We start from the raw sequence: 12876 nt of genomic DNA on the forward strand, positions 1-12876 counted from the left end.
GTTTTGTGGTCATTGGGGATATTTTTGGGGGCGGGGTTTTTTTGAAATTTTTCCATATATAAGTATAAAAATACCCCCGGTCCCAAATTAGCTGCCTCTCATGAGAGTGGAAAATCTCCCACTCTAAGCCCGCTTGCGAGCCCAAAATGGGAGATTATCCACTCTCGTTTTGTTCGGTACGCCGTAACTCTAAAGTTCGGTTACCTCTACGCTGTTGTAGACCTCGTCCCAGCGGTCCATGACCAGGTGGCCGGTCTTGGGATCCATGGCGTTGAGCTTGCCGCAGGTATTGGCGGTCTTGAGCACCGTGACGTCGTCGGCACCAGCAGCAATGGCATGCGCAAAACCGGCGATGGTCGAGTCACCGGAACCCGTCGCGTTCACAGCCGCAATCGCGGGCGTCTTGGCGCGGAACGCGCGGCCCTCATGGAAGCCCACCGAGCCGGCAGCGCCCATCGAAACGACGACCCAGGGGATACCGGCAAAACGGTCATCGGCGGCAAGCGCCTCGCGCAGGGCATCGACATCATCGGTCGTAAAGGACGTACCCAGCAGGCCGTTAATCTCGGTCAGGTTGGGCTTTACGAGCTCGGGCTTAGCTTCGGACTCCAGCGCGGCCTCCAGCGATGCACCCGAGGTGTCGAGTAGCACCTTGGCGCCCGCCTCCTCGGCGATCTTGACGAGCTCGGCATAGTAGCCGGCATCGACGCCGCGCGGTAGCGAGCCCGAAAGCGTCACAACGTCCGCCTTCGCTGCAAGCTCGGCGAACTTGGCCGTAAAGGCCTCGAGCTCGGTCGGGGCGATCTGCGGGCCGCTCTCCAAAAGCTCGGTCTGATTGCCCTCGTGCAGAATATTCAGGCAAATGCGCGTCTCGCCGGCAATGGGTACAAAGTCGTTCTTGACGCCGTCGGCATCCATAAGCTCGGCCATATAGGCACCCATGTGACCGCCAAGCAGGCCAGTCGCGAGCACGTCGTCGCCCAGCTGCAGCAGCACACGGCTCACGTTGAGGCCCTTGCCGCCAGCGGTCTTTTCGGGCGTCACACGGTTAACATCGTCGATGACCAGCTTATCGAGCTGATAGCGTGTATCAATCGACGGGTTCATGGTAACAGTCAGAATCATATTGAACTCCTGTTTAGAAAACCGGCCCGCGCCCCCTCACAGAAACGCGAGCCGTCAATTGAAAAGCTGCAGAATGCCGGGTACCGCCAAGAGCGAAGCACTCAAGCCAAGCAAGCAAACGTGTTATCGGAGCAGCTCGCCGAACCAGAAAGCTTCGCAACAACAGCGGTAACCCTGCAGGTGCCCCCAACGTCAGCGAGCGGCGATCAGGTGCCCCAGGTCGCCGCGAAAGAGGAGCGACGCGTACTTCATGTACGCGAGCGACGGTTTGAGTGGCGAGATGGGGTGCCTGGGCGTCGCGCAGCGTCGACCCGTTACGCGGTTTGGCAAAACCGCGTAACCCCACTAGTCGTGGTATTCGCCGCGGTCCCACTTCTCAAGAAACTCATCAAAGAAGTGTGGGTCAGCCTGAGCCTCGGCGTCGGCCTTATTGCAGGCATCGATCTTGGCGATCAGGGCATCGTGCTCGGGGGTCTTCTCGTAGGGCTCCTCCAGGAAGGCAAGCATAATATCGGCCATCAGGAACTCACCGGTGATCTTGCCGCCAAAGCCCACGATGTTGGCGTTGAGCTCGCGACGGGCATACAGGGCAGAGGTCATGTCGCGAACCAGGGCGCAGCGGGCGCCGGGAACCTTGTTGACGGCGTTGGTGATGCCGATGCCGGTGCCGCACAGGGCCACGCCAAAGTCGGCCTTGCCGCTGGCAACAGCCTCGCCCACGGCCTTACCGTAGATGGGATAGTGCGTACGGGTGTGGCTGTAGGTGCCGCAGTCGAGCACCTGGTAGCCAGCCTGCTCCAGGCGGTCGGCCAGATAGATCTTCTCGTCCGTAACGATATGGTCGCAACCGATTGCGATGGTCTTCTTCATCAGAACGTCCTTTCGTCTGAATTCACAAGTTGAGATAGAAGTTCGAGTTCTCGATGGCTCTCGTTAGGCCATCTTGTTGAGCATGTCGACACGGATCTGGTGACGACCGCCGGCGTACTGTGCACGCAGGAACTCGCGGGCGATCTTCTTGGCGACCTCGGTGCCCACAACGCCCGGGCCCATGGTGACCATGCGCGAGCCGTTGTGCTCGCGGGTCATGTAGGCGGAACGCTCGTCGGAAATGTTAGCGACGACCATGCCCTTGATCTTGACGGCGGCCATATAGGAGCCGACACCGTACTTATCGAATGCGAAGCCCTGGGAATCCTTGTGCTCCAGCAGGTCCTTGGCAACGGCGGTAGCGGAATCGACAAAGTCCGCGGCAGGGGTCTCGGAATAGTCGACGACCTCGTGACCATCGGCGATGAGCATCTCCTTGATGGACTCCTTCATCGACATGCCGTCGGCATCGGAAGCGATTACAACCCTCATGACATCCTCCTTGAGAGATACGCAGGTGCGTTGTTTCTGTTTGGAAGTGTTGAATCTCGTTCAGGTCCGGGCATCTGAATGTGCGATTCTTCACTGTTCATGTTTATTTGAACACATTCGAACAGTAACTGCAACAACTATTTGTTTATCTTTGTTCTTTTTTGAACAAATACCGTTCACGGATGATTGCTGACCGTTTGGACCGGGCGCGGGCGTAGCGACCATGTGTTCAACAAACAAAAGGGCGGCCGAGAACGTGTCTCGGCCGCCCTTCGGCGGTATTCCCCGGTATATACGGCAACTTTAGCTACTAGGACTGGCCGCCCTTCTTGGCATGCTTGGACGGAGTGCCCAGAAAGCGGCCCGTCAAATAATTCGTCGGCCCGGAAATATCAATCCCCAGCAGTGTGTGCCCCAGCCACAAAAACGCCGCGAGCACCAGCAATGGGATAACGCACGAGGTCACTATCATCACGATGACACCTTCGATCAGATCGGTCACCTGCTGCACAATCTCATCGGTCATCTGCTTGGCGCCGCTGGTCACCGTCGTGACGAGACCCGAGGCACCGTCGGCAAGCTGTTCAAGCACGTTCTTGGACTCTGCGGACTCAGTCTTTTTCTTGTTTGCTTTGGAGCTATCGCTATCTGCCGCACTCGCAGCGTCAGTCGCCTTTTGCTCGGCCGCCTCGATGCTCACTCGATACGTTTCATCGACCTTCTGCGACACCCATACGCTCGCGGGCACCAACACCATGCTAATGATGGCGACCACCAGCACACGCGTTGCCACGCGACGAATGACCGTGCTCGTGCTCCAGCGTCCGTGAATGCCAAGCGACGCTGCAAAGAGCACCAGCGCAAACGGGATCAGGATGCCCAGACCAACCGACCACAAAATCGTGAGTAAATATTTCTCTAGGTATAGCACGGCAAGCACGATACCAAGATTACCCGAAAGCTGTGCGAGCTGCTCGGCAACCGGCGTTCCCGTATCGCCCGGCAGCGCAGTGATACCCGCAGATAGGGCGACGCACGAGGTCGTGAGCGCCAATACATTGCCCTTCTTTTGATCGATGACCTCGATGGTAGAGTCCCAAGTCTTGGTATCGGCAAAATGCGGACGAGCCACAAATCCCGACAGCAGCGCCAGTACCACGAGCGCAACGATGAGGCCAATCTGCAGTTTTTTGTTTGCGCACGCGACATCGGATAGGCTGGGCTGCAGCTCGGTCACCGTTGTTTGCTCGGTTATCTGGACAGGACGCCCATGAGCCATCTCGCTCGCGTCTCTCTTTTGAATCGATCCGTTGTCCGGCATTTGGATACCTCCTCATTCCGGCCTGTATTGCGGATGGAAGTATACCCACCCAGCGAAAAACCGAACGGCAAGAGGCGCAACAGACTGCTGCATGGCCTGCCCGCCATGAAATGGGCCCATCTACTAGGTTTAACCGCCTATCTCCGACCATGCCACAAAGCGAAAAAATAAAACCGCAGGTAGAACGCCTGCAGTTTTCCATGAAACGCGGGTATGGACGGGGGTATCGGGTTAAACGTAGTAGATGCGCCAGTTTCGCGGCGACGCTGCCAACCGATCCCCTGGGGACGGAGGAGAACGGATCATTTTGGGCCGTCAGCCCCTATTTCACCGCAACTTGGAGGAGGACAGAAAAAGCCCTGCTGCGGGTAGCGGCAGGACTTTTGGAAGGGGCTTGGTTGTGAGGGCTCGTTAGGCGAGCTTGGCCTCGAGCTCGGCGATGCGCTTGTAGGCATCGATGGTAAAGCGGGCCTGCTTCTCCAAGATCATAGTGGTCATGAGGGTGTCCTGAGCGTGAGCCATGATGAAGGTCATCTCCATCTCGCCGCCGCCGGCCTCCTGCGAAAGCAGCTTGGTCTGCGTGTCGTGGGCGCCGATAAGTGCATCGCTGGCATCCTTGTGCAGCTGTTCGGCCTTCTCAAAGTCACCCTCGCGAGCAGCATCGAGCGCTGCAAGCAGATCGGTCTGGGCGTCACCTGCGTATGCGACAATCTCGAATCCAACCATCGAGATTTCTTCTTTGGTTGCCATATTGCGTTCCTTTCACATATGAACCAACGGAGAGCATCGCGTCCGGGCATCCGCGCTGCGCTGTGTATGACAGAAACATTAACATTCAAACAATAAAGAACAATACAAAACGTAATTTCGAGCTATGAACGGTCACTTTTAACCCGCGAACGGTTTCCAAACCATTTCGAACAATATCAAACATGATTAACGGAAACCCAAACAGGACCGCGCCCTAACGCAAATCGCGCACCGTATCGCCCTCTACGAGCACGCCGGGGATCAGCATGTGCTCCACGCCAGACGCAACTCCCTCGGCGCCGGCGATCTTGTCGACTGCCCACATGCCGACACGCTTGTTGTCAAAGCGCACGGTGGTCAGGCGACGATCGGGCACGATGTCGCCCAGACTATCATCAACCCCCACCACGCTCACGTCCTCGGGCACACGCCTTCCGCGCGACTCGAGTCCGCGAATGCAGCCGTAGGCCATGGCGTCATTGGAGGCATAGATGGCAGTACAGGTCGGATCGTCCGCCAGAGTCTGGCCTGCGGCATATCCACTCCGCGCCGTCCAGTCGCCACGGATGAGTCGCGGCAGCTCAATACCATGCGCGCGCAATGTCTCGCGCCAGCCCTCCTCGCGCTGCATGCCCGAAAGCGAGCGTTCGGGACACGAGATAAAGTGCACGGTCTTGTGCCCCTGCCCCAGCAAGTACTCGACAACCTGGCGCGAGCAATCGAACTGATCGTTATCGACCGTCGAGCACAGCGGGTGCTCCAGCATGGTAACGAGCACCGTCTGCATACCAGGCAGCGGCTCAAAGGTGCCAAAGTCCGCCGGCATGCGATTCATGATCACAACCATGCCATCCACCGGCAGTGCGCTCATGCGCGACGATGCGCTCTCGAGGGTATACGGATGTCCATCTACTTTAGTGAGGGTAATGGCGTAGCCGTGCTTATCGGCGGCGGCGGCAAAGCCCTCCATACGGTCGAGGTTGCCGGTACCGGTAATGTTGAACATGGCGACGCCGACGGTCTTAAACTTGCCGCGGCGCAGCGATCGACCGGCAAAATTGGGGCGATACCCCAGCTCGCGCATGGCGGCACGTACGCGCTCCTTGGTCTCGGGGCGCACGCTGGGCGAATCGTGGACGGTGCGCGAGACCGTCTGTTCTGAGACGCCCGCGAGGCGCGCCACATCCTTAACGGAAACCGATTTTTTAACAGCGGCCATAGGTCGATCTTTCTATGTCAACGATGCCATTGGTGGCACCCTACGCAGTCAAATGAAACGTCTTCAAGTATATCTAACGCCTCCCCCACCATACGCTCACCACCCAAAACCTACCGTTCACCGACATTTTTGCTTCCCCGAACGGCTTTTATCGCCCAAATGTTAACGTTGCCATTGTGCAAACACAGAGCCACCGGGCGGCTCAAACGTTTACGCGCAAGAAATCGACGGTCCGCAGGCACAGGGGCCATCGGTTCGCATCTTATTTTGTGTCACAAAATGGCAACGTCAACATTTTGGCAACCAAACGTCAAAAGCTACCATCGTTGCTAACCCACCGACTCTTAGGAGCTTTGCATGGAGCAACTCATCGCCACCATCGAAAAGGGCCAGCCCTTTTTCAACGCGATCGCCCGCAACAAGTACCTCAAGGCGATCCGCGACGGTTTTATCTCCGTCATCCCCATCATCATCTTCTCGTCCATCTTCTGCCTGGTAGCCTCGGTCCCCAACATCTGGGGTTTCTACTGGCCCGATGACATCAACAACGCCCTGTGGAAGTGCTACAACTACTCCATGGGCATCCTGGCCATCGCCTGCGCCGCTACCACGGCCAAGCATTTCGCCGACGCCCAGAACCGCGATCTGCCCAAGAATAACCAGATCAACTTTATCTCGTGCATGTGCGCGGCCATCATCGGCTTCTTGCTCCTTTCGAGCGACACCATCGCCACGGATGCCGCCAGTGGCTTCAACACCACCTACCTTGGTTCCAAGGGCCTACTGACCGCCTTCATCGCTGCGTTTGTGACCGGCATCATCTACAAGTTCTTTATCAAGCGCAACATCACCGTCAAGATGCCCGAGCAGGTTCCGCCCAACATCTCGCAGACCTTTAAGGACATCATCCCCTTCTCCGTCTGCATCACCGTCTTTTGGGTCTTTGACATCGTCTTCCGCGCTGCCTTTGGCTTCTGCTTTGCCCAGGGCGTCATCCAGGTGTTCCAGCCCCTGTTCACCGCTGCCGACGGCTACATCGGCCTTGCTGTGATTTACGGCGCCATGAGCCTGTTCTGGTTCGTGGGCGTCCACGGCCCCTCGATCGTCGAGCCCGCCATCGCCGCCGCCCTCGTTTCCAACATGACCGACAACCTGGCTGCGTTCCAGGCCGGCCAGCACGCTTCCGCTGTCCTGACCCAGGGTGCCCAGTACTTCGTCGTCTGCATGGGCGGCACCGGCGCCACGCTCGTCCTGGTCTTTATGTTCTGCTTCCTGGCCAAGTCCCAGGAGATGCGCGCTGTCGGTAAGGCCGCCATCGTCCCCGTGTGCTTTGCCGTCAACGAGCCGCTGCTGTTCGCCGCGCCTATCGTGCTCAACCCCGTCTTCTTTGTCCCGTTTGTCTTTGCCCCGATCGCCAACATCTGGATCCTCAAGATCTTTATCGACTTCTTGGGCATGAACGGCTTTATGTACACCCTGCCTTGGACCGTCCCCGGCCCCATCGGCACCATCATGGGCCTGGGCTTCCAGCCGCTCGCCTTTGTGATGCTCGCCCTTATCCTGGTCGTCGACTTCGTTCTGTACTATCCGTTCTTCCGTGCCTATGACGCCCAGAAGTGCGCCGAGGAGGCCGAGATTTCCCAGGAGGAGCTCGCCGCCAAGAACGCCGAGAAGGCCGCCAAGCTCAACGATGCCTTCCAGGGCAAGGCCGACGCCAAGAGCGTTGCCGCCGGCGCTGCTGCCGAGGCCGTGGAAGTCGGCGCTCCCGCCGCTTCCGCAGCACCCGCTGCCGAGGCAACGGCCACCAGCGACCTCAACGGCAAACGAGTGCTCGTGCTCTGCCAGGGTGGCGGTACCTCGGGCCTGCTCGCCAACGCGCTGGCCAAGGCCGCCAAGGAGCGCGGCATCAATCTTGAAACCGCTGCCGAGGCCTATGGCAACCACGTGGACATGCTCCCCGACTTCGATCTGGTCGTCCTGGCCCCGCAAGCCGCAAGCTACCTGGCCGACCTGCAGAAGGACTGCGAGCGCGTGGGCAACAAGTGCGTCGCCTGCCGCGGTAAGCAGTACATTGAGCTTTCCCAGAACGGCGATAAGTCTCTCGCCTTCGTAAGCGAGCAACTCTCGAAGTAAGTAACGCACAGGGCCAGCCGACCATCCAAGACCGGCTGGCCCTTCGATTTAGACGATTGGATCATCATGTCCGTTAACCCTGCTAGCGTCACCAACCCGCCTGCGCAGTTTCCCGAGGACTTTGTCTTTGGCGGCGCCACTGCTGCCTACCAGGTAGAGGGCGAGACCCGCACCCACGGTAAAGGCAAGGTTGCCTGGGACGACTTCCTGGAGGCCCAGGGGCGCTTTTCCCCCGATCCCGCTTCGGACTTCTACAACCAGTACCCCGTCGATCTGGAGCTGTGCGAGGAGTTCGGCATCAACGGCATTCGCCTCTCCATTGCCTGGAGCCGCATCTTCCCCAACGGCACCGGCGAGATCAACCCCGAGGGCGTGCAGTTCTACCACGATCTCTTCGCCGAGTGCCACAAGCACCACGTTGAGCCGTTTGTCACGCTGCATCACTTCGACACGCCGCTTGCCCTCTTTGAGAAGGGCGACTTCCTCAACCGCGAGACCATCGATGCCTTTGTGGACTTTGCCACCTTCTGCTTTAAGGAGTACGCCGACCAGGTGACCTACTGGTTCACCTTTAACGAGATCTGGGCCGATGCCTCCAACACCTACATCGAGGGCACCTTCCCCGGCGGCGTCAAGGCGCATCTGGCCGAGGCTTTCCAGTGCGAGCACAACATGATGCTCGCCCACGCCAAGGCCGTACTGGCCTTCCACAACGGCGGTTTTAAGGGCAAAATCGGCGTCATTCAGTCGTTGGAGTTTAAGTATCCGCTCAACGAGAACGACCCCGCCGACATCAAAGCCGCCAACAACGAGCACGTGTTGCAGAACCAGTTCTTGCTCGACGCCACCTTCCGCGGCGACTACGCGCCCGACACCCTCGAGTGCGCCAACCGTCTGGCTGCCGTCTCGGGCGGCACCATCGAGATCCTGGACGAGGACCTCGAGATTATGCGCGAGGCCGCGCTCTACAACGACTATCTGGGCGTCAACAACTACCAGTGCCGCTTCTTGAAGGCTTACGACGGCGAGAACGACCTGCACCACAACGGTACGGGCGAGAAGGGCACCGGCCGCTGGCGCGTTAAGGGTATTGGCGAGCACGTGAACAAGCCTGGCATCCCCACAACCGACTGGGACTGGATCATCTATCCCGAGGGCCTGTTCGATCTGCTCGTCTACATTAAGCAGCGCTACCCCAACTACAAGCAGATCTTCATTACAGAAAACGGCATGGGCTACAAGGACCCCTACAAGGACGGTTTTGTGGACGATCAGCCGCGCATCGACTACATCGAGCAGCACTTGCGCTGGCTGCTCAAGGCCATGGAGGTGGGCGTCAACGTGGGCGGCTACTTCCTGTGGAGCCTGCAGGATCAGTTCTCCTGGACCAATGGTTACAACAAGCGCTATGGCTTCTTCTACGTTGACTTTGAAACCCAGAAGCGCACGCCCAAGGCAAGCGCCTACTGGTACAAGCACGTGGCGCAGACCCGTCGTCTGGACTAGCGGCTGGCGACCAGCGGAATTGCCCCGCTCACATAACCTGTCCCCATTTCTCAGCCGGGGGTGGCACGTCACACGGCGCGCTGCCCCCGGCCTTTTGTTTTTGTTCGGCTGGGGGGCCGTTTGTCTCGATCTGTAACATCTAGCCGAGTTTTTGGTCCCTAGCTGTTACAAATCAAGACAAACCGGGAAGACGGGGCCGAATTGTCTAAATCTGTAACACTAAAACCGGTTTTGGACGTCTGGTTGTTACAGATTGAGATAAACGCACAGGACAATCCTCTCAATCTCGATCTGTAACATCTAGCCGAGTATTTCGGTCCTAACTGTTACAGATTGAGATGAACGAGCCAAGCACGTCTACGCCCGCAGGTCCTTTACGCTGGAACGCTCGATCAGCACGCCCGACACAAGCGTACGGCTTCTGGAGCTCGGAGCCTCAAGACCTGCGACGACCTCGTTAAGTGCACGGATGCCCAGCTCGCGGTGACGAAACTTCACCGACGTCAGAATCGAGTTGGGAATCGTCTTGTAGAGCTCATCGTCGAAGCCGATCACGGACACGTCGTCGGGCACACTGAGCCCTCTGTCACGTAGGGCCATCATCACGCCGTTTGCCATGCAGTCGTTAGCAGCGAGGACCGCCGTGCAATCGGGTTTATCGGCAAGCACAAGGCCCGCGGCATAGCCACTATCCGCATTCCAATCACCTTGCAGAGGCTCGGGCGGCTCAATGCCACGCGTCTCGAGTGCTGCACGCCAACCTTTCATACGGCACTGGCTCGACAGCGACTCTTTTTTACCAGAAACGAAATACACGTTCTTGTGCCCGCGATTTAAGAAGTATTCGCACGCCATGCGCGCGCCGCCCTCTTGGTCGTCACTAACGGTAGAGCAGGTAGGATGCTCCATCGGTGTGATAATCACCGTCTTGAGGTCTTTCGGCGCCTCAAAGGTATCAAAGTCCTCGACCATCTGGCGCAGATTGAAGATCATGCCGTCGACGGGAAGCTGCGACATCCTGCGCGCCGCTTCGGCAAGGGTCATCTTCTCCCCCGCCCGCTTTTTGATCATCGTGAGCGCAAAGCCTCGCTCTTCGGCGGCATCGGCGATACCGTCAATCATGTCCACGGCACCGCCCGACAAGTGGAACATCACCACGCCGATGCACCCGTAACGGCCCAACTTGAGTGAACGCGCGGCAAAGTTCGCCCGGAACCCAAGCGCCTCCATGGCAGCATGGACCCTATCGCGTGTCGACTCTCGTACGCTATCGGGCTCGTTGATTACGCGCGACACCGTCTTGAGAGAAACGCCCGCGGCAATCGCCACATCATTCATTGAGACATTTTTCTTGTCCATCGTTGCCACTGCTTCTCCAGTCGGTTCTCTATCGCTTGTTGTTTGCGTTCTAGCATACACTACCTGCCCGACTGATAAATCAGCCGTTTATCGGACGATATCGACCGTTCACCTGTAAATCCTTGTTGCTCTTCTAAAAATGTCTTACGTTGTCATTAACGAAATGACAACGTTGTCATTTCGCAATGCCTTCCTTAAGCAGGAAGGTTTCCGGGCAGTCCTGACCATCCATCGACGACCAGTTCCATCCACATGCATCGCGCATCAAGTAGCAAAGGAGCTCTATGGACGCCATCGTAAAGATGCTCGAAAAGCATCAACCGTTCTTCGAGAAGATCTCGAGAAACATCTACCTCCAGGCCATCAAAGACGGATTCCTTGGGTGCATGCCCATCGTCCTTACCTCTTCGATCTTTTTGCTAATCGCCACCCTTCCCGGCGTAGTTGGCATCACGCTGCCCCAGCCGCTCATCGACTGGTGCAACAAGCTGTACAACTTCACCATGGGCGTCATGGGCATCATGGTTGCCGGCACCACCGCCAAGAACTTTACGGCTTCTATGAACCGTCGCATGCCCGCTGGCAAGGTGCTCAACGACGGCTCCACCATGGTGGCCGCCCAGTGCAGCATGCTGCTGCTCGCTGTTACGCAGTTCACCACCAAGTTCGACGGCTCCGAGCTTTCGGTCTTCGATTGCACCAGCATGGGTACGCGCGGTCTGTTCTCGGCCTATATCGCCGCGTTCATTACCGTGTGGGCCTATAAATTCTGCGTCTCGCGCGATCTGACCATTAAGCTGCCCAAGGAAGTCCCGGGCGCCATCGCTCAGAACTTCCGCGACATCATCCCCTTTGGCGGCGCCGTCATCATCTGCGGCATCATCGATGTCGTCGTGCGCAACCTCATGGGCGTTCCGTTCTCCGAGCTACTTATCAAACTGCTCTCCCCGCTCTTTACCGCCGCAGAAACCTATCCTGGCCTTATCCTTATCCAGGCAGCCACCGCGTTCTTCTGGTTCATCGGTGTCCACGGCCCCTCGATCGTCCAGCCGGGCATCGACCCCATCCGTCTTGCCAACCAGGCCGAGAACCTGCAGGTTCTGCTGGCAGGCGGCCACCCCGCCCACTCCCTCACCTTTAACATGTCGCTCGTGGGTGAGTTCGGCGGCACCGGCGCCACGTTCATCGTGCCACTTCTGCTGATTCTCTTTATGAAGTCCAAGCAGCTCAAAGCCGTCGGTAAGGCCTCAATTGTTCCTGTTGCCTTCGCCGTCAACGAACCGCTGCTCTTTGGCGCGCCGATGATCCTTAACCCCTACATGCTCATCCCCTTTGTTGCCGCCGGCTGCGTCAACGTAAGTGTTGCCAAGTTCTTTATCGATAATGTGGGCATGAACGGCTTCTCCTTCGTGGTGCCTTGGGCCACCCCCGCCCCCATCGGCATCTTCATCACCACGAACTTCCAGCTTATTGCCCTGGTATTTGTCGCGATCATCATCTTGCTGGACGCCATCATCTACCTGCCGTTCTTGAAGGCGTACGATAAGCTGCTCTGCGACCAGGAGGCCGAGCGCGCCGCCGAGCTGGGTCTCGAGTCCGATGGTGCTGCCACCATCGCCGCCAGCACCTCTGAGCCCGCCGTCGAGCCGACCGCCGCTGCCGCCGACAGCAAGCCTGTCGCCGATCAGCCCGAGCCCGCCGCCGACGCATCCGCCAAGAAGGATGTCGATGGCCTGAAGGTCCTCGTCCTGTGCGCCGGCGCCGGCACCTCTGCCATGCTTGCCAACGCCATCAAGGAAGGTGCCGCGCAGACCGGAGAGAACATCGCTTCCTCCGCGGGCGCCTATGGTCAGCACACTGCCATCATGGATCAGTACGACGTTATCGTGCTTGCCCCGCAGGTTCGTAGCTACTACAACGACATGAAGGCCGACACCGATCGCCTGGGCATTAAGCTGCTCGCCCCGCGCGGTAAGGAATATATCGACCTTACTCGCGACCCCGCTGGCGCCATCAAGTGGCTCCGCGAGAACCTCGACTAGTTCCTCCCTCTGTTGGTGCCCGGATCCCCAGTTCGGGCACCTCTCCCTATTCGTATCCC

The 12876-nt window shown here is 58.3% G+C and carries 10 protein-coding genes; 3 read left to right on the forward strand and 7 right to left on the reverse strand.

Annotated elements, in window-relative coordinates:
• Positions 1-189: 189 nt before the first annotated feature.
• The 6 genes from ACTNBB_RS06500 to ACTNBB_RS06525 all read right to left on the reverse strand — a co-directional run bounded on the left by ACTNBB_RS06500 (position 190) and on the right by ACTNBB_RS06525 (position 5777).
• Positions 190-1125 (reverse strand): hexose kinase, encoded by a 936-nt coding sequence (locus ACTNBB_RS06500; RefSeq protein ID WP_441057070.1) that lies wholly within the window; start codon positions 1123-1125, stop codon positions 190-192.
• A 345-nt stretch (positions 1126-1470) separates the two neighbouring features.
• Positions 1471-1995: a galactose-6-phosphate isomerase subunit LacB gene (gene lacB / locus ACTNBB_RS06505; RefSeq protein WP_346981957.1), complete on the reverse strand. Its 525-nt coding sequence runs from the start codon at positions 1993-1995 to the stop codon at positions 1471-1473.
• Positions 1996-2058: 63 nt separating this feature from the next.
• A complete protein-coding gene (gene lacA / locus ACTNBB_RS06510) occupies positions 2059-2487 on the reverse strand; it encodes a galactose-6-phosphate isomerase subunit LacA (RefSeq protein ID WP_006234830.1) in 429 nt (142 codons plus the stop codon).
• Positions 2488-2797: 310 nt separating this feature from the next.
• Entirely contained in the window at positions 2798-3808 is a 1011-nt protein-coding gene (locus ACTNBB_RS06515; protein ID WP_441057068.1) for a hypothetical protein, read from the reverse strand.
• A 411-nt stretch (positions 3809-4219) separates the two neighbouring features.
• Positions 4220-4558 (reverse strand): PTS lactose/cellobiose transporter subunit IIA, encoded by a 339-nt coding sequence (locus ACTNBB_RS06520; protein WP_055252615.1) that lies wholly within the window; start codon positions 4556-4558, stop codon positions 4220-4222.
• A gap of 214 nt (positions 4559-4772) precedes the next feature.
• Positions 4773-5777 (reverse strand): LacI family DNA-binding transcriptional regulator, encoded by a 1005-nt coding sequence (locus tag ACTNBB_RS06525; protein ID WP_441057066.1) that lies wholly within the window; start codon positions 5775-5777, stop codon positions 4773-4775.
• 357 nt (positions 5778-6134) lie between these two features.
• On the opposite strand from ACTNBB_RS06525, the gene ACTNBB_RS06530 reads away from it, so the two are divergent.
• Positions 6135-7910 carry a PTS lactose transporter subunit IIBC gene (locus ACTNBB_RS06530; protein WP_441057064.1) on the forward strand — a complete coding sequence of 592 codons (1776 nt, stop codon included), beginning with the start codon at positions 6135-6137 and terminating at the stop codon, positions 7908-7910.
• Positions 7911-7976: 66 nt separating this feature from the next.
• Positions 7977-9416, forward strand: coding sequence for a 6-phospho-beta-galactosidase (gene lacG, locus ACTNBB_RS06535; protein WP_154514977.1), 1440 nt, complete (start codon positions 7977-7979; stop codon positions 9414-9416).
• Positions 9417-9773: 357 nt separating this feature from the next.
• Here lacG and ACTNBB_RS06540 read toward each other — a convergent pair whose 3' ends face one another.
• A complete protein-coding gene (locus ACTNBB_RS06540; protein WP_441057062.1) occupies positions 9774-10775 on the reverse strand; it encodes a LacI family DNA-binding transcriptional regulator in 1002 nt (333 codons plus the stop codon).
• 284 nt (positions 10776-11059) lie between these two features.
• Between ACTNBB_RS06540 and ACTNBB_RS06545 the strand changes: the two genes are divergently transcribed.
• Complete coding sequence (locus tag ACTNBB_RS06545; RefSeq protein WP_441057060.1) at positions 11060-12817, forward strand: PTS lactose transporter subunit IIBC; 1758 nt, start codon at positions 11060-11062, stop codon at positions 12815-12817.
• The last annotated feature ends 59 nt before the right edge of the window (positions 12818-12876 follow it).

Origin of the sequence: Collinsella sp. HCP28S3_B9 (genome assembly GCF_052066095.1) — a bacterium.
GTDB lineage: Bacteria > Actinomycetota > Coriobacteriia > Coriobacteriales > Coriobacteriaceae > Collinsella.